This is a genomic window from Arthrobacter sp. UYCu712, assembly GCF_040547005.1.
Taxonomy (GTDB): Bacteria; Actinomycetota; Actinomycetes; order Actinomycetales; family Micrococcaceae; genus Arthrobacter.
Genome location: NZ_JBEPOZ010000004.1, coordinates 115215 through 139180 on the forward strand (window position 1 = coordinate 115215; position 23966 = coordinate 139180).

Genomic DNA, 23966 nt, shown 5'->3' on the forward strand with positions numbered 1-23966 from the left:
CCTATTCGAACCGGGACGGATCGCCCATACCGCGCCGTACGATCTCCGCGACGCCGCTCGAGTAGTCGATGACCGTCGTCGGCTCGGCGCCGCAGTCTCCGGAGTCGATCACGGCATCTACCACGTGGTCCAGCCGTTCCTTGATTTCCCAGCCCTGGGTGAGCGGATCTTCCTCGTCCGGCAGCAGCAGCGTGCTGGACAGCAGGGGTTCGCCGAGCTCGGACAGCAAGGCCTGGACCACCCGGTTATCCGGGATACGCACACCCACGGTCTTCTTCTTCGGGTGCAACAGCCGCCGCGGAACCTCTTTCGTGGCGGGCAGGATGAAGGTATAGCTGCCCGGCGTGACCGCCTTGATAGTGCGGAACACGTCATTGTCGATCTGCACCAACTGGCCCAGCTGCGCGAAGTCCTTGCAGACCAGGGTGAAGTGGTGCTTGTCGTTCAGCTGACGAATGGTCCGGATCCGGTCCAGGGCATCCTTGTTCCCCAGCTGCGCGCCGAGGGCGTAGCAGGAGTCGGTCGGATAGGCGATCAGGCCGCCGGAACGCACGATCTCGACCGCCTGCTGAATGGAGCGGGCCTGGGGGTTCTCGGGGTGAACATCGAAGTATCTCGCCATGGCACGAGCTTACTCGCGACGGCGGCCCGGATGGCGCCGGCGCGGCCCGGTTCCCTTTCGTCAGGCCGCGACGGCCGCGAACATGACGGCCATCGACGCGGCGCCGACGAGGTCGAGGCACACGTCGCCGTCGCCGTCGCCGTCGCCGCTGGCCGGCCGCCGTCGGATCCGCCGGAACAGGAGGGCAGCCCAGAGCACGGCTGCGGCCCCGAAGGCGATGGCGAGGAACAATGCCGGCCGGCTCGACCAGCCCGGCCCCGTGCCCGCCGGCTGCAGCCCGGAGGCGGCCGCCGGGACGTGGTGCGCAGCCGGGGACAGTCCGCCGGCCGCGGCCGGAGCAGCCGCCCACCCTTGGGCGACGCGGAAGTCCATGGCGGCCAGCATGGACGCCATGGCCGCCATGGCCAGCGCGTTATAGAGCAGCCTGCCGCGGCCGGCGGCACCACCCCGCGGACCGCCGACCGGCGCGGACCGGGGCTCCGGGCGCAGGGATCTGGCCCGGAGGACAAACCACCAGGCGGCAAAGACGAAGAGCAGCAATTGTTGCAGCACCGGCCGCTGGACACCGGGAACCAGCATGACCACTATGGCGGTCATCATCAGGGCATGCAGCCCGTAGTCGATCCGCCCGGGCCATACCCGATACCGTGCGGAGCGCAACGCCGAGTACACGGCCGCCGCCAGCAGCAGTGCCGTCAGCGCCCAGCGCAGGGCATCGTTCGCAATCATGTCCGCCCCTCACCATTGCCCGCCCGCCTTCCGGTCAGTGCTGCTCGTCGTGGTGGATCCGCTCATCGAGCCGGTGCAGCGGCTCCCCGCTGCCGCTCCACTGCTTCGCGATGATCTCGGCAGCAATCGACACGGCAGTCTCCTCGGGTGTCCGGGCACCGAGATCCAGTCCGACCGGGCTGTGCAGCCGGGACATCGCGGCGTCGTCGAGTCCCGCCGCGCGTAGCCGGCCGATCCGGTCCGCGTGGGTCCGCCGGGACCCCATGGCCCCGATGAAAGCGACCGGGCGGGCGCGCAGGGCGACGTCCAGCAGCGGGATGTCGAACTTCGGGTCATGCGTGAGGACGCAGATAACGGTCCTTTCGTCCACCAGCCCGTGCTCAAGCTGCTCGGCCAGGTAGCGGTGCGGCCAGGCGTTGACCACTTCTGCCGCGTCGGGGAAGCGGGCGGGGGTGGCGAAGACAGCCCGGGCATCGCACACGGTGACACGGTAGCCCAGGAACGCTCCCAGCCGGGCAAGGGCAGCGGCGAAGTCGATCGCTCCGAAGACCAGCATCCGCGGCGGCGGGGCGTAGCTTGCGAAGAACACCCGCATGCCGGTGTCCAGCCGTTCGCCGTCGAGGCCGTAGGTCAGGATGCCCGAGCGGCCGGCGGCCAGCAGGCCCTGGGTGTCATCGCCGACGGCGTGGTTGGCCCGTTCGGAACCGAGGTCACCGCCAAAGCCATGCGGACGGACAACGAGGTGCCGGCCCAGCCGGCCGATGTCCGGGTGCTCGATCACCGTGGCGACGCCCACCCGCCGTTGCTCGGCGATGTCCAGCCGCACCGTGTCGAGTTCGGCGAAGCTCTGCCGCGACACCGGTTCGACAAAGATGTCGATGATCCCGCCGCAGGTCAGGCCGACGGCGTAGGCGTCGTCGTCGCTGACGCCGTAGCGCACCAGGACCGGCGTTCCATCCTCCTTGACCTGGGTGGCGAGCTCGTACACGGCACCCTCGACGCAGCCACCCGAGACGGAGCCGACCGCTTCCCCCGCGGCGGTGACCAGCATGGACGCCCCCGGGAGGCGCGGTGCGGACTTGAACGTGCTCACGACCGTGGCCAGGCCGGCATTCTGTCCCTTCTGCCAGCCAGGCATCATGGCTGCTAAGACGTCACGCACGGGCCGAGTTCAGCCCCCCGTACAGCCGGATCATCCGGAACGCCGACCGCCGGCCGGCCCAATAGGCGATGCACGCAACGACGGCGAGCAACGCAAGGGTGCTGCCGGGGCGGGAGAGCTGGTCCGCAGCGAAGCCTTTCGCGAGGGTGAACGCGTCCAGGCTGCCGCCTGCCGGCGCGCCGGCCGCTGCGGGGGCCGGCGGAAGGGTGCCCGGGGGAAGGCCGGGAAGTTCCGCGGAGGGCGCCGGAGCGGCCGTCCCGTCAACCCTTGCCGCCACGGCGTCGGCTGCGGGCACCGGTTCCGGAACCCCGACGGCGGCCGGCCCTCCGGCCGGGGCTCCGGCGGCCCGCTCTCCGGCCGGGGCGGGCGTCTCCGGCGCGGTAAGCATCGCCTGCAGATTCCTGGCGAAGAGGGCCATCATCTGTTCGGTAACGCTGCCGATCACGCCCTTGCCCATCGCGGCCGCCTTGCCGGAGAGCGCGAGGTCGGCGCTGACTGTGCCGCGGGTGGTGCCGCGTGGCTCGCCGGAGAGGGTCAGGGTCACCGAGGCTTCGGCGGTGCCCTGCCCGCGCGTCTCCTGCGCCTTTCCGCCGAGCACCGCGCGGTGCCCGGCCGCATCGCGCTCGACGACGGTCAGCAGGCCTTTGTACTGCATGGTCACCGGGCCCAGTTTGACCGCCATGCCGACCTGGTAGGCGTCGTCCGAGAGTTTGTTCAGGATCCTGGCGCCGGGCAGGCATCCGGCCACCCGCTCGAAGTCCATCAGGGTGTCCCACACCTTGTCTATCGGTGCGACTACCGAGAACGTGCCGTCGATCTGCATTAGCCTGTCCTTCCTCCGGGTGGTGTCCGGCCGTCGCCGCGGATTGCGGCCGCCAACTCTGTCAAGGCCGTGTAGCTGTGTCCGCTGACGAAGGCGTCGCAGTACGGCAGGGCAGCTGCCATTCCGCCCGCCAGCGGCCGGTACCCCGGGGCCGCTTTGCGCGGGTTGACCCACACGATCCGGTTCGCGAGCCTCCGCAGCCGGGCCATCTGGACGGCGACCTGGACGGGGTCCTCCTGGGCCCAGCCGTCCGAGAAGATCACCACGACGGCGCCGCGGGCCAGGCCGCGGCGGCCGTGTTCGTCGACGAAGCGGCGGAGGCTGTCGGCGATCCGGGTGCCCCCGGCCCAATCGGGGGCCGTCGCGGCGGCCCGGGCCAGCGCCTCGTCAGGATCGCGCAGCGCGAGCTGCCGGGTCAGCCGGGTGAGGCGGGTCGAGAACACAAAGGCTTCGGCACCGGCCGTGGACACTGCGCCCTGCAGCAACGGGACGAAGATCCGCGCGAACGGCTCCATCGAGCCGGAGACGTCGCAGAGCAGCACCAGCTTGCGCCGTTGCTCCCGGCGTCGGGCAAAAAGCAGCCGGCTGGTTTCGGAGCCGGAGCGCCGGGTGGCCCGGACCGTGGCGCGGACATCCAGCCGGGCGCTGGTGCGGGCGGACTTGCGGGTGCGGCGGCTCAGCCGCGTCGGGGTGGACAGGAGCAACCGGGATGCCAGTTTCCTGATGTCCTGGACCTCCCCGGCGGAGAGTTCCGCGAACGACATTCCGTGCAGGTGTTCCTCGGTGGAGGCCATGGCCAGTACAGCCTCCCGGCCGGCAGGCTCGTGCCCGCCGGTCCGGTTACTGCCTTCCGTGGCAACGCCGGGAGGGTGTTGCGGACTGTCCGGCGCGGGCCGGGCAGCCCGCCCGTCGGCGGGAGAGGGCCGGGTAAGGGGTTGTTCGGTGCCGCCCGTCGGCGGTGCGGGCTGTGCGTCCCTTGCTGTTGTAAGTGGCGCGGCGGGGTCGAAGCCGCGCCGGAAGACGGCGGTGAAGACGGCGTCGAACACCGGGAGCTGCGCACGCGTGGATACGAGCACCACCCGGGATGTCCAGTAAAGGCTCTCGACGTCGCCCGGCGGGATCAGCTTGAGCGATTCAGCCAGCCGCACCGCGCGGTCCGGGGAACACGGGAGCCCTGCCCGGCGGAGGGCGGTGATGAAGGCGGCGGACAGGGCGGCTGCCTCCACCATGGGGAGGGCCGGGGACTCAGCCATCGGTGCCGTCCACGAGCCAGTCCGCCCCGCGCGCCCCGACCAGCTCCAGGTCGTCACGGTTCTTGACGATGGAGCCCCAGGTCTGTTCCGCGGTCGCGGCGTCAATGCGTTCGATGCCGAGAACGGCGAGCGCGGAAACCCAGTCGATCGCCTCCGAGATCCCCGGCGGTTTGGCGAGGTCCAGGGTGCGCAGCTTCGTGACCGCCGCCGCGGCCTGCAGCGCCAGGGGGCCGCTGCTGGCCGGTACCCGGCGGCGGACGATTTCCGCGATCCGTCCCGGTCCCGGGTAGTCGATCCAGTGGTACAGGCAGCGGCGGGTGAGGGCGTCGTGCAGGTCCCTGGTCCGGTTGGAAGTCAGGATCACGATCGGCGGATGCGTAGCCCGGATGGTCCCGAGCTCCGGGATGGTGACGGCGGCCTCGGCCAGCAGTTCAAAGGTGAAGGCCTCGAACTCGGCGTCGGCGCGGTCGATCTCGTCCAGCAGAAGCACCGCGGGCCGCGGCCCGGGGTGCTCGATTGCCTGCAGCAGCGGACGCCGCAGCAGGTACTCCGGGCTGAAGAGGTCAGCTTCGGTGACGGCGGCGTCCCGGACTTCGGCCAGCCGAATCCCGAGGAGCTGCCGCTGGTGGTTCCACTCATAGAGGGCTTCGCCGGCGTCGATCCCCTCGTAGCACTGCAGCCGGTACAACGGGGTGTCCAGCAGCCCGGCCAGCGCCTTCGCCGCCTCCGTCTTGCCCACCCCGGCCTCACCCTCCAGCAGGATGGGCTGCGGCAGCCGGACCGCGAGGAACAGCGCCGTGGCCAGCCCGACGTCGGCCAGGTAGTCAGTGCGGTCGAGCGCCCGCATGAGCGCGGGGACATCGGGCACCCTGCGCCGCACGTCCTCCTCCGCCCCGGTGCGGGCCGCGGTGTTCACCGCGGACCTTCCAGCTCCGCCAGGATCCGGCGGTAGTCCTCTTCCGTGTCGACGTCCAGCGGGACGGCGCCGGGCATGGCGACCTCGACGACGTCGTCGGCCCGCTGCTCCAGCAGCTTCCAGACCGCCTTGTCTCCATGCAGGGCCGAAAGCTCCGGGAAGAAGCGCCTCGCGAACGCCAGAGGGTGGCCGATCCCGTCGTCGTAGTGGCACACCGCGATGCCCGCGCGCCGCGGGGTCTCTGCCGGCTGCCCGCCCAGTGCCGCCAGCACTGCCCGGACGGTGGCGGCGCGGACACCCGGCTGGTCCCCGAGCAGGAGGACCACGGCGTCGGTCTCCGGATGGAGTCCGGCCATGGCGGCGGCAATCGACGAGGAACAGCCCGCCCCGAAGTCCGGGTTGAGCACGACCTCGGCGCCTGCGGTGTCGACGGTGCGCTGCACCTCCGCCGCCGAGCCTCCCAACGCCACGACGGTCTGGTCGAACCCGCACTCCCGGGCCGTGGCCAGCACGGCGTCCAGCAGCACGCCGCCGCCGTACGGCAACAGCTGCTTGGGCCGGCCCAGCCGCCGGGACGCTCCGGCCGCCAGGATGACCCCCGCGGTCATAGCAGGGGCGGGCGGGGGCTCAGGGAGTGCGGGCATAACGCTCCGGATCTTTGCGGAAGGCCGCCCGGCAGCCCGGCGAACAGAAGTACACGGTGACACCGTTGTGCTCGACGTGCAGCGAGGATTCCACGGCAGCGACCGTCATGCCGCAGACCGGGTCGATCGCCGTCGCCGGAGCATCAGCCGCCGGTGGCGTGGCCAGGGCCGGGTCCCCGCCGTGCCGGGGCTTCGCCCGCTCCTGGATGAGCTGTGCCAGGATCGACAGCGCGATCTCGCCGGGCGTGCGGGCGCCAAGCTGCAGGCCGGCCGGGGTGAAGACCCGCGAGCGCTGCCCCGGGTCGACGTCGAGGGATTCCAGCACCGCGGCGCCGCGCGTCCCGCTGGCCACCAGTGCGACGTACAGCACTCCCGCGCGCAGGGCCGCCTCTAGCGCGACTTCCTCGGCTTTGCCGTGCGAAGCGACTATCAGCGCCGCATCGTCGGCGCGCGGCCGGGCGGATTCCCCGTCGGTGAGTTCCACAGCCAGGCCCACGGCGGCGCCGAGTGTCTCCAGGGCCTGGGCCACCGGCGTCGTGCCGACCACCAGGACCCGGGGCGCCGGGATCCTTGGCTGCAGGAAGATCTCGATGGCGCCGCCGCTGAGGCAGGGGTTGGAGACCTCGACGGCGCCCTCCTCCGCGCTGCGGGACGGTTCGCCCTGGACCACCCGCAGCAAGAGCGGCTCCTCGGAGGCCAGGACCTGGAGGCTGTACTCCCGGACCGAGGACTCCACGCAGTTTCCGCCGACAAAGCCCCGGATCTCTCCGCTGGGCAGCACGAGGGCCGTATCCCCGGCATGGGCACTGGTGGGCCGCTGCGCGCGGACCACCGTGGCTTGCACGAACGGCTCACGGCGGGAGGCCAGGTCATTCGCCGTGGCCGCAAGGGAATCCGCTATCGGCGTCATGTCAGATCGGCGGCCTTGCCCGGCCCTGCATGGCGGCCCAGACCCGGGCCGGGGTGCACGGCATGTCCATGTGGACCACGCCATAGGGTGCCAGGGCATCGACGATGGCGTTAACGATCGCCGGCGGTGAGCCGACCGTGGCGGACTCGCCGATGCCTTTCGCGCCGATGGGGTGGTGCGGCGACGGCGTGACGGTGAAGCCGGTTTCCCAGTCCGGCACCTCCATCGCGGTGGGGATCAGGTAGTCCATGAAGGACCCGCCCAGGCAGTTGCCGTCGGCGTCGAACTCGATGATTTCCATCAGGGCCATTCCGACGCCGTCGGTCAGGCCGCCGTGCACCTGGCCCTCGATGATCATCGGGTTGATCCGGGTGCCGCAGTCGTCCACCGCGATGAAGCGGCGCACCTTGACGTGTCCGGTGCCGGGATCGACGTCGACGACGCAGATGTAGGCGCCAAAGGGGAACGTCAGGTTCGGGGGATCGTACGTGACCTCGGCATCGAGGTTGCCGTCCACCCCCTCCGGCAAGGCCACGGTGCCGTGCGCGCCCATGGCAATTTCGGCGATGGTCTTCCCCGCGCTGGGATCTCCCTTCACGAACCAGCGCCCCTTCTCCCATTCGAGGTCGTCGGCCCGTGTCTCCAGCATGGCGGCCGCGATGAGCTTCGCCTTCTCGCGCACCTTCCGGGCCACGAGGGCGACGGCGCCGCCACTGACCGGCGTCGAGCGGCTGCCGTAGGTGCCCAGCCCGAACGGTGTCTGGTCCGTGTCGCCGTGGACCACATCGATGTCTTCCGGCGGGATGCCGAGTTCCTCGGCGACGATCTGCGCGAACGTCGTCTCGTGACCCTGCCCCTGGCTCTGCACCGAGATCCGGACCACGGCCTTGCCGGTGGGGTGGACGCGCAGCTCCGCGCCGTCCGCCATGCCGAGGCCCACGATGTCGAAGTGCTTGCGGGGCCCGGCGCCCACCGTTTCCGTGAAGAAGGAGACTCCGATCCCCATCAGCTCGCCGCGCTCGCGTTTCTCCGCCTGTTCCCGCCGGAGGTCCTCGTAGCCGGCCATCTGCATGGACAGCCGCATGGCGGGTTCGTAGTTTCCGGAGTCATAGACCCAGCCGGTCTTGTTGGCATACGGGAACTGTTCAGGCTTGATGAAATTCTTTAGCCGCAGTTCAGCCGGATCCATCTCCAGCTTGCGGGCCAGGACATCCACCATCCGTTCGACCAGGTAGACCGCCTCCGTGACCCGGAACGAACACGCGTAGGCGACGCCGCCCGGCGCCTTGTTTGTGTAGACGCCGGTGACACTGCAGTAGGCGGCCTGGAGGTCGTAGCTGCCGGTGAAGATGGAGAAGAAACCGGCCGGGTTCTTGGAGGGTTGCGCGGTGGCGTTGAACGCGCCGTGATCCGCGAGCACATTGGTCCGCAACGCGAGGATCTTCCCGTCCCTGGTGGCCGCGATCTCGCCCTGCATGATGTAGTCGCGGGCGAAGGACGTGGACATCAGGTTCTCCGAACGGTCCTCCACCCACTTCACCGGCCGCCCCGTCACAATCGAGCCGACCACGGCGAGGATGTAGCCCGGATAGATCCCGACCTTGTTGCCGAAGCCGCCGCCGATGTCGGGGGAGACGATCCGGATCTTGTGCTCCGGGATACCGGCGACGATCGCGAACAGGGTGCGGTGGGCGTGCGGGGCCTGGGTGGTCTCGTAGAGGGTCAGCTTGCCGCTGACGGCGTCGAAGTCCGCGACGGCGCCGCAGGTTTCCATCGGCGCGGGGTGCACCCGCGGGTACACGACCTCCTGGGAGACAACGACGTCGGCGGAGGCGAAGACGGCCTCGGTTTCAGCCTTGTCGCCCATGTTCCAGTCGAAGATGCGGTTGTCCGTCCGGCCCTCGATGTCGTCCCGGATCACGGGTGCGTCCGGATCCAGGGCCTTGCGGGCGTCAATCACGGGCGGGAGGACGTCGTAGTCGACCTCGATGAGTTCCAGCGCATCGCGCGCGGCGTAGCGGTCCTCGGCCACGACGAACGCGACTTCCTGGCCCTGGAAGCGGACCTTGTCGGTCACCAACACGGCCTGGACGTCGGCGGAGAGGGTGGGGGCCCAGGCCAGCTTGAGGCCGAGCAGGTCCTTGCCGGTGATGACTGCCAGGACCTTCGGATGCGCGAGGGCGTTGGTGGTGTCGATGGACACCAGCCGCGCGTGCGCCACGGGGGCCCGCAGGATGGCGCCGTGCAGCATGCCCGGCAGGACGATGTCATCCAGGTAGCGGCCCTTGCCTCGGACGAAGCGGGGGTCTTCCTTGCGCTGGATGCGGCCATAGCCGATGGGGCGGTCCTCATCGCCGGCTGCCGGGTTGCCGGGCCGCTCGTGGATGACGGTCATGCCTTCACCTCTGTGTCCTCTAGATCCGTGGCAATGTCCGGGACCGCCGTGTCCGTACCGTCGAGAACTTCATCGGCGGTGGCGGCGTCCGCGTCCCCGCCGGCCGGGTGGGCCGCGGCCCACTGCACGGAGCGCACGATGGTGGCGTAGCCGGTGCACCGGCAGATCTGGCCCGAAATGGCCCGCCGGATCTCGGTGTCGTCCGGGTGCGGGTTCTTGTCCAGCAGGGCGCGGGCGGTGAGCATCATGCCGGGCGTGCAGAACCCGCATTGCAGCCCGTGCTCCTCCATGAACCCCTGCTGGACGGGATCCAGGGTCGCGCCGCTGGAGAGCCCCTCGACGGTGCGGATATCGTGCCCGGCCGCCATGGCGGCCAGGACGGTGCAGGATTTCACCGGCTGCCCGTCCATCAGAACCACGCACGTCCCGCAGTTGCTGGTGTCGCAGCCCCAGTGGGTGCCGGTCAGGCCGAGGACCTCACGGATGTAGTGCACGAGGAGCACCCGGGGTTCAATGTCGCTAGTGACTTCGTTGCCGTTCACCGTCATGCTGATCTGCATCCGCTTCAGCCTTCCTGGGTCTGGGCGGCACGGGTGCAGGCAAGCCGCAGTACGCGCCGAGTGAGTTCGTCGGCGAGATGCCGTTTGTAGTCGACCGGGCCGCGCTGGTCATCGACCGGATCGGAGGCAGCCGCCGCAAGCCGTCCGGCCTCGACGAACAGCTCCTCCGAGGGGCGCTGGCCGCGCAGGGCCGCGGAAGCCGCAGCGACGATGTGGTCCAGCCCGAGAGCGGTGAGTCCGACGGCGGCGTCGGCGATGGTGCCGTCCGCCGCGAGCGTGACTGAGGCTCCGGCGGCCCCGACGGCCCAGTCTCCCACCCGGCGTTCAACTTTCTCGTAGGCGCTGCCTGACCGGGGGCGGATGCGGAAGCGGAGCTCGCACAGCAGCTCGTCCTGGCCCACCGCCGTCCCGTACGGGCCGCGGTGGAAGTCGGCCATCGACACGCTGCGCTCGCCGGCCGGACCGCGGATGACCGCTTCGGCGCCCAGGACGTCGCACACGGTGGACAAGTCCTCGGCCGGGTCGGCCTGGCAGAGCGAGCCGCCGATGGTGCCGCGGTTGCGCACCACCGGATCCGCAATGACGGATTCGGCGTCGCGGACGATCGGAAAGATCCCGGCGATCTCGTCGGACTCCAGCAGTGTGGTGTGGCGGGTCAGGGCCCCGACCCGGAGCGTGTCACCGTCGCGCAGGATGAAGTCGAGCTCGTAGAGGTCGTTGATGTCGATCAGCCACTCCGGCCGGGACAGTCGGAGCTTCATCATCGGCAGGAGGCTGTGGCCCCCGGCGACCACCCGTGACTCGGGCCCGTGGTGGGCGAGGAGTTCAAGCGCATGGTCCACCGAAGTAGCCCGAACATAGTCGAATGGAGCCGGAATCTGCATTGTCGCTACCTCATTCCCGGGGGCTGGCAACGCTGCTCAGCACGGACTGAGGAAAGTGTTGCCCCGCCTGATACGGAGTGTCAATATCGTCATAAGTGAAAGGTTATGAAGCAGTGTCGATGACGTTGGGACAGCTCCGGACATTCGCCCTGGTCGCCAGGCTGGGCTCCCTCCACGCTGCCGCGGAGGACCTCGGCGTGAGCGAGCCGGCCGTTTCCTCGGCCCTGGCCGCGCTCCGGCAGGACCTCGGGGACCCGTTGTTCGTCCGCGCCGGCGGAGGGATTGCCTTGACGCCGGGAGGCAGGGCCCTGGCAGACTACGCCCAGGACATCGTCGGGCTTGCGGACCAGGCCCGCTGGGAGGTCTCCAACGCCAAGAACGACGCCGGCCAGCTCAAGATCGTCGCCACCGCCCCCTTCGCCGAACATGCCGCGGGCCGGCTGTTGGACCTTTTCACGAAGCGGGTCCCCGGCGCCGCGGTGGACGTCGTGGTGGAGTCCGCGGAGGAGCTCGGCTCGCTCCTGCAGGAGCGCGCCTACGACATCGCCCTGGGCGCCCGGCCGACGGCGCCGTCCCGGACCGCCGTGACCGGACTCCGCATCGAAGCTGTCCCGTTCCTGCGCTACCAGCGCGCCGTCGTCGCAGCGCCGGGCCACCCGCTGGGGCAGCTGCACGGGCCGGTCTCCCCGGCGCAGCTGCTGGGCCGGCCCTGGTTTGCCGGTCCGGCCGGCATCCAGGAAACCACCGAGGAGGGGCGCTGGCTGTCCTCCGTGGGCGTGATGCCGGAGATCATCCGGCTGAGCAGCGAGACGGACGCCCTGGCGGCCGTGAGGGCGGGGGAGGGCATCATGCTGGCGCTCGGCCACATCGTCCGCGCCGAAATCCAGGCCGGCACCCTGGTCCGCCTTCCCGTCGTCGGGACCCCGGTCCCAGGCCTCTGGTGGGCCAGTACGCTCGACCACCGGCGGACCACAACGATGGCGCAGACATTGCAGCGCTTTGTCAGCACGGCGGATGCGACCGCCGCGATGGTCGCCCCGGGCGGCTCGCGCGGACTGGAGCGCCGGGGGCCGAAATTCCACGTCGCCTTGTGGAGTTGAGGCGCGGAAACGGTGGACCGGGCGGAACAGGCACGGAAACGGTGGACCGGGCCGCTGTGTCGCGTTGCACACGGCAGTAGTCGGTGCTACCCCTTGAGGGGTAGATGATCAGCCCACGCACCTTACGAAGAGGAGTACCGATGACCCTGTCCCGGGATGAAGACAGCTCGCTGCGGCACTGGAGCGCCCGCCTGATTCAGGCACTGCAGATCCTGGATCTGGAAGTCGACCACGAGAAGATCGCCCAGGTCGCAGACGAATCGGCGAAGGCCGTCGGACCGCATGCGGACGCCATCAGCGCGTTCATCGTCGGATACGCAGCGGGCACCGCGTCCACCAACGGCCGGAAGAGCACGCAGGAGGCTGTCCACGCGGCTTCGAACAAGGTCCTCGAACTGTGCGAGCACGGCGAGTCCGGCGGCCCGGACGAAGAGGGCTGGGCCAAGAGGGCGCAATAGCGGCTTTCAGCTTTCCGGGTTCAGGGCACCAGCGGGGGACATGCCCACCCTTCGCTTCTAGGGGTGGGCATGTTGGCATTATGTCCAGTGTTTGCGGCCAGGGCTGGGCATGTCCCGTGGAGTGTCAGCCGGCCCCGGGGGGTCAGCGCGACGCCGGGGCCACCGCTCCCGCGCCCGCGCTCGCTGCACCGTCGGGCCTCTGGTCCAGGCTGGGTTCGAGCCGGACAATCACTGCCTTAGAGACCGGAGTGTTGCTGCCTTCCGCAGTATGGTTCAGCGGCACCAGCACGTTGGCCTCGGGGTAGTAGGCGGCCGCGCAGCCCCGGGCGGTCGGGTAGGACACCACCCGGAACTTGCGGAGCACCCGTTCCATGCCGTCCTTGTATTCGCCATGGATGTCCACGAACAGCCCGTCCGCCAGGCCCAGTTCGGCGATGTCTTCCGGGTTGACGAAGACCACGTGGCGGCCCTTCTTGATGCCCCGGTAGCGGTCGTTGTGGCCGTAGATGGTGGTGTTGAACTGGTCGTGGGAGCGCATGCTCTGCAGAATCAGCGTGCCTTCCGGCTTTTCCACGTGCTCGAGCTCGTTGACTGTCAGCACGGCCTTGCCGGTCGGCGTCGGGAACGTCCGGGAATCCCGCGGCCCGTTCGCCAGAACAAAGCCGCCGTCTTGCCGGATCCGTTCGTTGTAGTCCTCGCAGCCGCCCACGACCCGGGAGATATGGCCCCGGATGAGGTCGTAGTTCTTTTCGAAGCCGTCCCAGTCGGCCTTGATCCTGTTGCCGACAACGGCCTTGCCGAGGCGGCTGACGATGGCGGGCTCGGACAGGAGCTGGTGCGAGACCGGTTCAACGCTGCCGTGGGAGGCGTGTACCGCGCAGACAGTGTCCTCGACCGACACAAACTGCGGCCCGGATTCCTGGATGTCGATCTCGGTGCGGCCCATTGTCGGCAGGATCAGGGCTGCCGCACCAGTCACCGCATGGGACCGGTTGAGTTTGGTGGAGATCTGGACCGACAGCTCGGTGTTCTGCATGGCCGACTCCGCGGCATTGGTGTCGGAGATGGCGCCGACGAAATTGCCGCCGAGCGCGACGAAGACCTTGATCCCGCCGTCGCCCATCTGGTTGATGGTCTCTACCGCGTCCACACCGTGTTCACGCGGCGGCTCGAAGCCGAATTCCTCGGCGAGGGCGTCCATGAAGGACTGCGGCATCTGCTCCCAGATGCCCATGGTGCGGTCGCCCTGGACATTGCTGTGTCCGCGGATGGGGGAGGCGCCCGCTCCGGGCTTGCCCATATTGCCGCGCAGCAGAAGCAGGTTGATGATCTCTTTGATGGTCGCCACGCCCTTTTTCTGCTGCGTGATGCCCATGGCCCAGGTGATGATGACCTTCTCGGCCTTCAGGTAGCGGGCGGCCAGCTCATCGATTTCCTCGATGCGGAGCCCTGTCGCTTCCAGCACGGCCTGCTCGTCCAGCCGGCTGAGGTGCTCCTTGAGTTCGGCCAGGCCCTCGCAGTGTTCGGTCAGGAACGCCTGGTCCAGCACGGTCCCCGGGTTCCGGTCTTCGGCGTCGAGCACGCGCTTGGACAGCGCCTGCAGCAGGGCCATGTCCCCGCCGATCCGGATGTGCAGGAACTGGTCCGCAATTTCGGTCCCGCGGCCGACGATGCCCTTGACCTTCTGCGGGTTCTTGTACCGGCGCAAACCGGCCTCCGGCAGGGGATTGACGGCGACGATCTCGCCGCCATTTTCCTTGCACGCCTCGAGCTCGGTGAGCATACGCGGGTGGTTGGTGCCGGGGTTCTGGCCCATGACGATGATGAGGTCCGCTTTGGCGTAGTCGTCAAAGGAGACGGTGGCCTTCCCGATGCCGATGGTCTGGCCCATGGCCCAGCCCGAGGACTCGTGGCACATATTGGAGCAGTCCGGCAGGTTGTTGGTGCCGTAGCCGCGGACGAGCAACTGATACAGGAACGCGGCCTCGTTCGAGGTCCGCCCGCTCGTGTAGAAGGCTGCTTCGTCGGGGGAGTCCAGGCTGTGGAGCTTGTCCGCGATGATCCTGATTGCCTCGTCCCAGCTGACCGGCTTGTAGTGGTCCTCGCCGGCGGGCTTGTAGACGGGTTCGGTCAGCCGGCCCTGCATGCCCAGCCAGTATTCGGAGCGGCCGCGCAGTTCACTCACCGGATGCTCCGCCCAGAAGCCCGCGGGGACGAGCACCGGGGTCGCCTCCCAAGTGACCGCCTTCGCCCCGTTCTCACAGAATTCGAAGGCCTTGCGGTGATGCGGGTCCGGCCAGGCGCAGCTGGGACAGTCGAAGCCGTCCTTCTGGTTCATTGCCAGCACGGTCTTGCGCGTGCGGTTCAAGCCCATCTGTTGGATCGCGGGTTTCATCGAATGCAGGACGCCCGGAATGCCGGCGGCCCAGTCCTTCGGGCCGTCTCCAACCTGGAGGTCACTTTCATCGGTTTCCTCGACAGGAGGATTCTTGCGGGTCACGTCGAACTTCCCTTCTGCAAACACCATGGGTGTGGGATGGTGCGCTCATCTGCCACTACGCACCCTACATTCCGGTCTCCTATAGGCCTACCAGCTGGTACGGAGTGCCGCAAGGAATACTGCGGCAGCGGCCAGTGTCACTGCCGCCCGGCGCCAGACGCCCCTGCGGTACCTCAGGGTGTCCGGACCGCGTTCCCGGACGCGGCCCGGCCGGATGAAGCAGGTACGGCAACGATGCGCGGCAGGTACCCGGCCGGAAAAGCCGGTAGAACCCCGCGTAGCCGCTACCCGTGTGGAGCGGTCCCCGGCCCTGTGGACTGAGACGCAGAAGGTCTCGCAACACAAAACACTGCAGCGTGGACCGTGGGATTCTCCCCTCCGGTTCCGCTGCATCTTTCTGGGTCAGCCCCTCTGAACAGGCGGGCTGTCGGCAGATGCGGTTCCTCGGGGCCAGGAAGGCCTACTACGTAGACAACGACGAATTTGCTCTCTACAACCTCCAGATGAGCGAGGAGGGTGTGGCGTTGCTGGACAACGATTCCTACCGCCTGGCCGATGTCAGGGATGAGCAGTTGATGCGCCGCATCATGATGGACGTGCGGCCGGACATCGTGTTCCATGCGGCGGCGCACAAACACCTGCCGCTCCTGGAACGGGCGCCCGAAGCGGCGGTCAAAACGAACGTCTTCGGAACTGAGTCGGTCATGCGGGCGGCGATAGCCGCAGGCGTGGACCGGGTGGTCAACATCAGCACGGACAAGGCGGCAAACCCGATCTCCGCCCTGGGCTGGTCCAAGCGGCTGGCCGAACACGTGGCGGACAAATATGCGCGGACCACCGCGACGAAAGTGGCCAGCGTCCGTTTCGGCAATGTGCTCGGCAGCCGCGGGTCGTTCCTTCCGACGCTGATCACGCAGATCGAGAACGGCGACAAGATCCGCATTACGCACTCGGACGATTCCCGCTATTTCATGACCATCCCGGAGGCCGCGGGCCTCGTCATTGAAGCGGCATGCCTCGCGGAGCAAGGCGAAACGTACGTTCTGGACATGGGCGCGCCCGTACGGATCGAGGCTCTCGTCCGCCGATACGTCGAACTGACCGAGTGCCGGCCGCCGGTGATTGAGTACACGGGACTCCGTCCGGGCGAGAAGTTGAGTGAAGAGCTTTTCGATCTCCGGGAAACGTACAATCCCATCCGCCCATCCGCCCATCCGCGGATCCGCAAAGCCGAAGTCGGCCGCTACCCGATTGAGGAGACGCTGGACACGCTCCGCCGGCTCGTGGCGCACGGCGCCCACCCGGATCTGGTCCGGGCAGCCCTTGAATTCAATACCAACGTCAATACCGACCGAAAGGTGAACGATGGACTGGACCGGAGTTTTCCTGGCCTTCCTGTTGCTGCCGGCGCTGGCAGTCTCAATTGACGCGCTGGCGGCCGCGCGCAGCAGCCGCTTCCGCAACATCCGGCCCGGTACGCCCGGAGGGACCGGTGTCGCGGGCACGAACGCGCAGTTCGAAGTGCTGGTACCGATCTATGGCGACACCCGCTCCCTCACCAATTTGGACTACCTCCGCCAGTATGGCCGGCGGGTAATCTTTTGCACCACCTCCGGTGAGACCGCTCAGTTCCACAGCGCACTCAAGGGCATCGCGGCCGCGCACGGCTTCAGGATATTCGTCAGCGACTATTCGGCGCCTCCGCCGAAAGGTCGACGGCGGACCGGCGGGACCGTCCGTGACCGCATCATTCGGGACGCCCTGGAACAGATAGTGGCCGCGGATTACGTGGTGTGGCTGGATGCCGATACGACCTCTGTCAGACCCCTCGGGGACTGGTCAACGAATTGTCGCAGCGAGGGGATAACACCGCCTCGATCGAGTTGGTCCCGCAGAGCGCCGGAGGGGGACTGGTTCAGCTGCAGCGCCATGAGTACCGGTTGGCGATGGGCCTGCGCTACCTTCTGCGCCTCGGGTACCGGATGACGGTGCCGTCCACCTTTTCCTCATGGTGGCGGCAACGACTCGCCTGGGCCGGCGGCGAATTCCGGTTGTACGTTGTGAATATCCGGTTCGGACGGTGGCACCCGTACTTTTGGATCTATGGCACCGTCTTCCTCTTCGCCTTCTTCTTCCTGCGGTGGGCTGCGATCCTGCAACCCGGATGGTCTCTGCTCGCGGCCGGGGTGATGTACTTCGGCATGGTGTATGCCGTTCATTGGAAGCACCGCAACAGGTGGCTGCTGCGGCTGCCGTTCTACCCGCTGGTCACGAGCCTTATTCTGCTGCCGCTCGGGGCCGGATGGTATTTCGCGATGTCCATCCCGGAAAAGAACTTCGGCCTGATCCGTTTCCGCCGCCCGCGGTACGGTCCGGCAGCGGCCGGCCAGTCACGGATGACGGCACCGGCTGAGGCCTGAGTCCGGCTGCGCGCAGGGTCGTGGGTACAGTGTCGAAAGGAATACGGCCGGCCGGATGAACGCTACCGGCCGGCCACCAGCGTGTCCCGGATTTCCCGGCGCAGGACCTTCCCGATCAGCGAGCGGGGCAGTTCGTCGAGCACCACGACGCGCCGCGGCACCTTGTACGCCGCCAGGTGCTGCCGCGCGAAGGCCAGCAGGGCTTCCGGATCGAGTGTGCTGCCCGGAACCGGGACGACGGCGGCCACCACGTCTTCGCCGCCGCCGGGCCGTGGCAGCCCGACCACGGAAACGTCCGCGAGCCCCGGGAATTCGGCAAGGACATCTTCGACCTCACTGGGCGAGACATTGAACCCTCCCGTGATGATCAGTTCTTTGATCCGGTCCCGGATGGTCACGAAGTAGTCCTTATCTACGGAGACGATGTCGCCCGTGCGGAACCAGCCGCCCTCCAACAGCGCGTCCTCGGTTTCTTCGGGCCGGTTCCAGTAGCCGGCGAACACCTGGGGCCCTCGGATGAGCAGTTCGCCCTCCTCGCCCGGGGCACGGTCGATCGCGACGTTCTTCGGATCCACCACGCGGATATCGGTCAGCGGGAACGGCACCCCCACGGTGCCCGGCTTCCGGCTGGGACCGAAGGGGTTGCCCAGCGCAATGGGGGAGGTCTCTGTCAGGCCGTAGCCCTCGATCAGATAGCCGCCGGTGGCCTTTTCCCAGGTCTCTACCGTCGCCGTCGGGAGATTCATGGCCCCGGAAATGGAGAAACGGATGCTGTCCAGCCGGATGCCGCGTTCCGCCGCCGCCGCGGCGATGCGGTCATAGATCGGCGGGACCGCCGGCAGGAAGGTCGCCGGCGATTTCCTGAGCGCCTTCAGCACCAGTCCGACGTCGAACTTCGGGAACAACACCAGTTTTGCGCCGATGCTCAGCGCAAACGTCATGCAGAGTGTCAGCCCGTAGGCGTGGAACATGGGCAGCACCGCGTACACGGTCTCCTGGCCGTCCCGCAGTCCCGGCACCCAGGCCCGGCCCTGGGCTGCGTTGGCCTGCAGATTGGCGTGAGTCAGCATGGCCCCCTTGGGCAGGCCCGTGGTGCCGCTCGTGTACTGGAGGACCGCCAGGTCCTGGGGCGCGGGACGTGGATGCTTCTTTTTCAACTCGCCGGCCCCAAGGAGGTCCCGCCAGGGCAGGACCGGGATGGCGCCCCGCTTGTCCGCGGAACTGTCCTTCCCGGCGGCCAGGGCTGCGCGGGCCTTCCGTGCCGCGGGCACCGGGAGCCGCAGGGCCAACCGCTGCAACAGCGGCATCGCCGGGATCAGTTCAACCGAGATGATAATCCGGAGCCCGACGTCGGCCGGCATCCGGCTCACCCGCTGCACCGCCTTGTCCCAGACGATGGCCACCGTGGCGCCGTGGTCTTCGAACTGGTGGCGCAGCTCCCGGTCCGTGTACAGGGGATTGTGTTCGACGACGATCGCGCCCAGCCGCAGCACGGCATGGAAGGCGATGATGTGCTGCGGGCAGTTCGGCAGGACGAGGGCCACCCGGTCGCCTGCCTTGACGCCGCGTTTCTTGAGGCCGGCGGCGGCCTGGCTGATCAGCGTTCCCAACTCCTTGTAGCTCATGGACGCCCCGAAGAACTCCAGTGCCGTCTTGGATCCGTAGCGCCGGACAGAGGAATCCATGAGGTCCACGAGGGAGCCTGCGGGAAGTTTGAGGTCCGCCGGGACCCCCGGCCCGTAGTGCTCCGTCCAGGGCCGGTCCGGACTGAACGCCGGCGGTTTGGATTTCTTCTTCATCGTCTGTCCTTGCCACTGAAATGCGCCGGGTACGGTCCGCGAGCCGTTAGGCCTGCCCAAAAAATCCTACCGGTGTCGCGGCCGGGGCCGCCCCGGGATGCCCAATTCGAGACCGCGCCCACCGGCTTCCAGCCGCCGGGCGCACGCATCGGCGAGGCGTTTGGCGCCGGCGTCGCACCGGCGCCTATTGCAGGGCTTATGGCCCTAACCCCGCATTTGCAGCTGGCGCACACTCAGATATCAGCGGACTGCCGGGTGCTGCCGTCTGCCATGCGGTGCGGCGGCAATCACGGCACGGAGAAGAGCAGGATCATGATGGACAAGCCAATCGTCGTCGGGATCAACGGGTCTGCCGGAAGCGAAGCCGCACTGGCGTGGGCTGTTCAGCGGGCGGCCCGGCACAAGCTCCCGGTACTGGCCATCCACACCGTGGACGACCGCTGGATGTCCCCGGATTTCCAGTACCACGAGCTCATTCGGGAATCAGGGATGGAACTGCTGCAAAAGGCGCAGGCCAGCGCCGGCACCCTGGCCCCCGGCATTCACACGGAGATCCAGCTCCGCCATGGCAGCGTCGGCTCGGCACTGCGGGAGGTATCCAAAGACGCCTCCATGGTGGTGGTGGGCGAGCATGACAAGCACTGGATGGACGGTGGTCCCCTGACGGACCGTGCCCTGCAGATCGTCTCCGCCTCCGACAGCCCGGTTGCCGTCATCCCGCTCAAGAAGGGAGCAGGCGGCCAGGGCGTCGTCGTCGGCGTCGACGGCTCCGAGGAGGCCACCCAGGCTGTCCGGTTCGCTGCGGCCGAGGCCGACCGGGGCAATGACGAGCTGACTGTGGTGCTCGCGTTCCGGACCCCTGTCCGCTGGCTGGAACGGCAGCTCCCTTCCAGCGGCCTGGCGGAGACCATTCTCGAGGAGAACAGCATTGTCCTCGCCGAGTCAGTGGCGGGACTGCGCGACAAGTACCCGGACCTTGTGATCCACCGGCGCCTCGAACCGAACACGGAGCCGGCGAAGGCCCTGGTCGACCACGCCGCCGGAGCGCGCCTGCTGGTCATTGGCAGCCGCGGGCGCGGCGGCTTCTCCCGACTGGTGCTCGGCTCCACCGCCCACGCGGTCCTGCAGAACGTGCCGTGCCCCACCGTTGTCACCGCGGTACACAAGGTCAAGCACGAGGACTGACGCAGGGCGCGGAATCCGGGCCCACGGAACGGTCCGGCCACAGGAAAGCCTCCTCCTCCGCCCTGGGGGCTTTCCGCTGTTCCCGACGGATGGGAGGATATTTCCGTGGAGCCCTTTTTCGAGTTTGTCGGTCACTTCTGGTGGCTCATCTTCCCGCTGAGCGGGCTCATGGGCGGCTGGGCGCGTTCCTGGTCCAAAGCCAGCGAACGCCGGCACCGCCGCAAGGTGGAGCTGTACCAGCTGCGCAACCGGGCGGTGCAGGCGGAACAGGCCAGCCAGACGGAAGTCCAGGCGCTGATGTCAGCCCATGATGCGGTGAACCGGCGCTGGCTGGACTACGAGCTGGATGTGGGAAAACTCATAGACTTTCCCATGATGACGGATGTCCGCGAGCCGCTCACCGTGGCGTTCCTGCGGGCCAAACGGGAGGCGGACGGGCTGCGGCCGGCCGCGCCGGCGGACATCACGACGGCGGCCCGGCTGGGGGAGTTCCGCGCGTCCGTGCGCAGCTTCGAACTGGCCTTCGACGTGGCGGAACGCGAGGCCCGGCGGGTCAAGGACAGCAACTTCAGCGGCCCCGAACGCGAGAGGCTGGCGACGGCCCGGAAGCTGCTGCGGATCGCCTCTGACGACGCCGCCACGCCCGCCGAGAGGCAGATTGCATACAGACGTGCACGCCGGCAACTGGACGGTTTGATCGTGCTGCCCGATGCCACCCTGGCGGCACTGGAGGAAAAGTTTGCTGGGATGCTCGACGCCGGGCCGAGGCCCTAGCCGGCCGGACTCCGACGGGGCGCAGGGCGTTCTGCATCTCCGGCGCTTGTTTTGCCCTGCTGCCATTCCCACGTACGATCTATAGGGTTTCAGGATGCTTTTGCCCTACGCCGCGTTTCTTCCCGGTCAAGCCTGGAAGAACGTCGCGGGGCAACTGGACATGAAGCTGCTGACCGAGGACTCTGCAGATTGGGCAACAGGTGGAAATCACCGTAATGGTGGCGCTGGTAATAACGCTGGCGCTTTTCTTCGACTTCACCAACGGATTTCATGACACCGCCAATGCGATGGCCACGCCCATCGCAACCGGTGCCATCAAACCCAAAACGGCAGTCGCCCTCGCGGCGGTGTTGAACCTGGTGGGCGCATTCCTTTCCACCGAAGTGGCCAAGACCGTGTCCGGCGGCATCATCAAGGAAGGCTCGGACGGCATCCAGATCACTCCGGAGATCATCTTCGCGGGCCTGATGGGCGCCATCCTCTGGAACATGGTCACTTGGCTCAAGGGCCTGCCGTCGAGTTCCTCGCACGCGCTCTTCGGTGGCCTGATCGGCGCCGCCATTGCAGGTATCGGCATCCACTCGGTGAACTTCGAGAGCCTGATGCAGAAGGTCATTCTTCCCGCAATCTTTGCCCCGATCATCGCCGGCGGCGTGGCCTACCTGTGCACGAGGCTGGCGTACGCCCTGACCTCCCGGCATGACCCGGAAACCGGCAGCAAGCTCACCCAGAAGCGCGGCGGCTTCCGCACCGGCCAGATCTTCACCTCCAGCCTCGTTGCCCTCGCCCACGGCACCAACGACGCACAGAAGACCATGGGCATCATCACCCTTGTCCTGATCTCCGCCGGCACCCAGCAGGCCGGCTCCGGACCGCAGTTCTGGGTCATCACCGCCTGCGCACTCGCCATCGCGGTCGGCACGTACGCCGGCGGCTGGCGGATCATCCGGACCATGGGGTCCGGGCTCACCGACGTCAAGCCCGCCCAGGGCTTCGCGGCCGAAAGCAGCACGGCCTCCGCCATCCTTGCCTCCTCGCATCTGGGCTTCGCCCTCTCCACCACGCAGGTGGCCTCCGGCTCCGTCATCGGATCGGGCCTGGGCCGCCGCGGCACCTCCGTCCGCTGGGGAACAGCGGGGAAGATTGCCCTTGGCTGGCTCTTCACCCTCCCGGCCGCCGGAATCGTCGGGGCACTCACCGCCATGCTGGTGAAGACCGGTGTGGTCGGTGTGGTCATCGCCGCCGTCGCAGGCACCTCCGCCGTGGTGTACATGTTCGTGCACTCGAGGAAATCCCATGTGGGCCACCACAACGCCGTCGAGGTCGAGGAAGCGGGCCAGGCTGTCCGCTTCCGCAAGAAGAAGGCGATTGCCGTCAGTCGCGCAAACGACAAGCCGAAGGGCGGGCTGTAATGAAGTGGCTTGAACTGGTTCAGGTTGCGGGCGCAACGCTCATCGCAGCAGTAACCCTCGTGGTCCTGTACTCCCTGGGAGTACGTCTCACCGCCATAGCCGGTGACGTCCGCGAAAAAAAGCCGGTATGGATCCGGCCGCTCGCCTACGTCTGTTTCGCCCTGAGCGGCGCCGCCGTAATCTTCGGGCTGTATCTGATCATTCCCTACTTCAGCAAGTAACCAGCGGCACGGCGGCCCTCTTCGGGCGGCCGCGACCCGGGTCCGCCGGCTCTGGGAACCCCGCGCCCGAATGGCTAGGCTGGGGCCATGCCGAGCTTCCAGTATTTCGTCGCCTCGTCCCTGGACGGGTTCATTGCCACCGCCGATGACAACCTGGACTGGTTGTTGCAGTTCGACGGCTTCACGGGCGGCCAGGAAAGCTACGACGCGTTCATGGCGGACGTCGGCTGCATCGTGATGGGCGGCGAAACCTACGCCTGGCTGATGGAACACGAACCCGGCAACTGGCCATACCCGTCCACGCCGTGCTGGGTGTTCACCCACCACGAGCTCGCAGCCCCCACAGGCAAAGACGTCACCTTCGTCCGCGGCCCCGTAGGGGAGTTCGTCGGGGACCTCAAAGAGTCGGCGGGCGGACGGAACGTCTGGATCGTGGGCGGCGGTGTGCTGGCCGCCCAGTTCGCGGACGCCGGGGCGCTGGACGAACTCATCATCTCGATCATCCCGGTGGTGCTCGGCAGCGGCAAGGCCGTCCTTCCGATGGCCGGCCCGACCCCTCCGCTGGATTTGATTTCCGCCAACACCATGGGACGGGGAATCGTGGAGCTGCGCTACCGCTTCGGGGCGGGCGGCCCTGACCGGCGGCCCTGACAGGCGGCAGCGGCCACGCCGAAGGCAGGCCGATGCCTGCCCCGGCCCGTTACTGTGCCGTGTCGCGGATGAGGTTGGTGATCCGGGCGGTGGAGAGCCGGCGGCCTTGCTCGTCCGTCATGACAATCTCATGCGTGGTCAGGGTCCGGCCGAGGTGGATCGCCGTGCACGTGCCCGTCACGGTGCCTGCCGAGATCGCCCGGTGGTGCGTCGCTCCGACCTCGATGCCCAGGGCCTGGCGCCCCGGGCCCGCGTGCATTCCGGCGGCGAAGGAACCCAGGGTTTCGGCGAGGACCACATGCGCCCCGCCGTGCAGGATGCCCGCCACCTGGGTGTTCCCCTCCACCGGCATCGTGGCCACCGTGCGTTCCGGGCTCATCTCCAGGAAGTGGATACCCATCTTGACCACCAGTGTGCCCACGCCGTATTGTCCGAGCCATTCATGCATTTCCTCGGGCACTCCGGCAGCGGCCAGTTCGGCCGCGAAGGGGCCGGACGTGAAATTGTCCATCATGGGAACTAGGCTGGCACCTGTGAGCGAAACTACC

General features: G+C 68.1%; 23 protein-coding genes. 9 read left to right on the forward strand and 14 right to left on the reverse strand.

What is annotated here, in order from left to right:
- Position 1: 1 nt before the first annotated feature.
- The 11 genes from ABIB51_RS05860 to ABIB51_RS05910 are packed head-to-tail and all read right to left on the reverse strand — an operon-like array spanning position 2 to position 10898.
- Complete coding sequence (locus ABIB51_RS05860) at positions 2-622, reverse strand: L-threonylcarbamoyladenylate synthase (RefSeq protein WP_354186386.1); 621 nt, start codon at positions 620-622, stop codon at positions 2-4.
- Between the two features lie 60 nt (positions 623-682).
- Positions 683-1351, reverse strand: a complete 669-nt coding sequence (locus ABIB51_RS05865; RefSeq protein ID WP_354186388.1) for a DUF5134 domain-containing protein — start codon at positions 1349-1351, stop codon at positions 683-685.
- A gap of 34 nt (positions 1352-1385) precedes the next feature.
- The gene (locus tag ABIB51_RS05870) at positions 1386-2513 is read right to left on the reverse strand and encodes an XdhC family protein (protein ID WP_354186390.1); all 1128 of its coding nucleotides are present in this window, start codon (positions 2511-2513) and stop codon (positions 1386-1388) included.
- Positions 2506-3336 (reverse strand): SRPBCC family protein, encoded by an 831-nt coding sequence (locus ABIB51_RS05875; protein ID WP_354186392.1) that lies wholly within the window; start codon positions 3334-3336, stop codon positions 2506-2508. Before ABIB51_RS05875 ends, ABIB51_RS05870 begins: the two co-directional genes overlap by 8 nt.
- Positions 3336-4589, reverse strand: coding sequence for a vWA domain-containing protein (locus ABIB51_RS05880; protein ID WP_354186394.1), 1254 nt, complete (start codon positions 4587-4589; stop codon positions 3336-3338). Before ABIB51_RS05880 ends, ABIB51_RS05875 begins: the two co-directional genes overlap by 1 nt.
- Positions 4582-5505 carry an AAA family ATPase gene (locus ABIB51_RS05885; RefSeq protein ID WP_354186396.1) on the reverse strand — a complete coding sequence of 308 codons (924 nt, stop codon included), beginning with the start codon at positions 5503-5505 and terminating at the stop codon, positions 4582-4584. Before ABIB51_RS05885 ends, ABIB51_RS05880 begins: the two co-directional genes overlap by 8 nt.
- Positions 5502-6149, reverse strand: coding sequence for a nucleotidyltransferase family protein (locus tag ABIB51_RS05890; RefSeq protein WP_354186398.1), 648 nt, complete (start codon positions 6147-6149; stop codon positions 5502-5504). The genes ABIB51_RS05885 and ABIB51_RS05890 overlap by 4 nt, the downstream gene beginning before the upstream one ends.
- The gene (locus ABIB51_RS05895; RefSeq protein ID WP_354186400.1) at positions 6133-7059 is read right to left on the reverse strand and encodes an XdhC family protein; all 927 of its coding nucleotides are present in this window, start codon (positions 7057-7059) and stop codon (positions 6133-6135) included. Before ABIB51_RS05895 ends, ABIB51_RS05890 begins: the two co-directional genes overlap by 17 nt.
- Before the next feature lies 1 nt (position 7060).
- Positions 7061-9454, reverse strand: a complete 2394-nt coding sequence (locus tag ABIB51_RS05900; RefSeq protein WP_354186402.1) for an aerobic carbon-monoxide dehydrogenase large subunit — start codon at positions 9452-9454, stop codon at positions 7061-7063.
- Positions 9451-10014 carry a (2Fe-2S)-binding protein gene (locus ABIB51_RS05905; protein WP_354186404.1) on the reverse strand — a complete coding sequence of 188 codons (564 nt, stop codon included), beginning with the start codon at positions 10012-10014 and terminating at the stop codon, positions 9451-9453. The genes ABIB51_RS05900 and ABIB51_RS05905 overlap by 4 nt, the downstream gene beginning before the upstream one ends.
- Before the next feature lie 5 nt (positions 10015-10019).
- Entirely contained in the window at positions 10020-10898 is an 879-nt protein-coding gene (locus tag ABIB51_RS05910; protein ID WP_354186406.1) for an FAD binding domain-containing protein, read from the reverse strand.
- Positions 10899-11017: 119 nt separating this feature from the next.
- Here ABIB51_RS05910 and ABIB51_RS05915 point away from each other — a divergent pair, with 119 nt between their 5' ends.
- Together ABIB51_RS05915 and ABIB51_RS05920 are read left to right on the forward strand one after the other, a co-directional pair.
- On the forward strand, positions 11018-11998 hold the full coding sequence (locus tag ABIB51_RS05915) for a LysR family transcriptional regulator (RefSeq protein ID WP_354186408.1): 981 nt from the start codon (positions 11018-11020) through the stop codon (positions 11996-11998).
- Positions 11999-12138: 140 nt separating this feature from the next.
- The gene (locus ABIB51_RS05920) at positions 12139-12456 is read left to right on the forward strand and encodes a DUF6457 domain-containing protein (protein WP_354186410.1); all 318 of its coding nucleotides are present in this window, start codon (positions 12139-12141) and stop codon (positions 12454-12456) included.
- Positions 12457-12598: 142 nt separating this feature from the next.
- On the opposite strand, the gene ABIB51_RS05925 is transcribed toward ABIB51_RS05920, so the two are convergent.
- Positions 12599-14956 (reverse strand): FdhF/YdeP family oxidoreductase, encoded by a 2358-nt coding sequence (locus ABIB51_RS05925; protein ID WP_354186687.1) that lies wholly within the window; start codon positions 14954-14956, stop codon positions 12599-12601.
- A 434-nt stretch (positions 14957-15390) separates the two neighbouring features.
- Here ABIB51_RS05925 and ABIB51_RS05930 point away from each other — a divergent pair, with 434 nt between their 5' ends.
- On the forward strand, positions 15391-16383 hold the full coding sequence (locus tag ABIB51_RS05930; RefSeq protein WP_354186412.1) for a polysaccharide biosynthesis protein: 993 nt from the start codon (positions 15391-15393) through the stop codon (positions 16381-16383).
- A gap of 420 nt (positions 16384-16803) precedes the next feature.
- Entirely contained in the window at positions 16804-17376 is a 573-nt protein-coding gene (locus ABIB51_RS05935) for a glycosyltransferase family 2 protein (RefSeq protein ID WP_354186414.1), read from the forward strand.
- Positions 17377-17438: 62 nt separating this feature from the next.
- On the opposite strand, the gene ABIB51_RS05940 is transcribed toward ABIB51_RS05935, so the two are convergent.
- On the reverse strand, positions 17439-19175 hold the full coding sequence (locus tag ABIB51_RS05940) for a long-chain-fatty-acid--CoA ligase (protein ID WP_354186416.1): 1737 nt from the start codon (positions 19173-19175) through the stop codon (positions 17439-17441).
- 312 nt (positions 19176-19487) lie between these two features.
- Here ABIB51_RS05940 and ABIB51_RS05945 point away from each other — a divergent pair, with 312 nt between their 5' ends.
- The 5 genes from ABIB51_RS05945 (at position 19488) to ABIB51_RS05965 (ending at position 23418) form a co-directional block, all read left to right on the forward strand.
- Positions 19488-20360, forward strand: coding sequence for a universal stress protein (locus ABIB51_RS05945; protein WP_354186418.1), 873 nt, complete (start codon positions 19488-19490; stop codon positions 20358-20360).
- A 105-nt stretch (positions 20361-20465) separates the two neighbouring features.
- The gene (locus ABIB51_RS05950; RefSeq protein WP_354186420.1) at positions 20466-21134 is read left to right on the forward strand and encodes a hypothetical protein; all 669 of its coding nucleotides are present in this window, start codon (positions 20466-20468) and stop codon (positions 21132-21134) included.
- Between the two features lie 200 nt (positions 21135-21334).
- Positions 21335-22546 carry an inorganic phosphate transporter gene (locus tag ABIB51_RS05955; RefSeq protein ID WP_354186422.1) on the forward strand — a complete coding sequence of 404 codons (1212 nt, stop codon included), beginning with the start codon at positions 21335-21337 and terminating at the stop codon, positions 22544-22546.
- The gene (locus ABIB51_RS05960) at positions 22546-22767 is read left to right on the forward strand and encodes a hypothetical protein (RefSeq protein ID WP_354186424.1); all 222 of its coding nucleotides are present in this window, start codon (positions 22546-22548) and stop codon (positions 22765-22767) included. The genes ABIB51_RS05955 and ABIB51_RS05960 overlap by 1 nt, the downstream gene beginning before the upstream one ends.
- A gap of 87 nt (positions 22768-22854) precedes the next feature.
- A complete protein-coding gene (locus ABIB51_RS05965; protein ID WP_354186426.1) occupies positions 22855-23418 on the forward strand; it encodes a dihydrofolate reductase family protein in 564 nt (187 codons plus the stop codon).
- Positions 23419-23467: 49 nt separating this feature from the next.
- Here the strand turns inward: ABIB51_RS05965 and ABIB51_RS05970 are convergent, their stop codons facing one another.
- The gene (locus tag ABIB51_RS05970) at positions 23468-23932 is read right to left on the reverse strand and encodes a hotdog fold thioesterase (protein ID WP_354186428.1); all 465 of its coding nucleotides are present in this window, start codon (positions 23930-23932) and stop codon (positions 23468-23470) included.
- Positions 23933-23966: the final 34 nt, after the last annotated feature.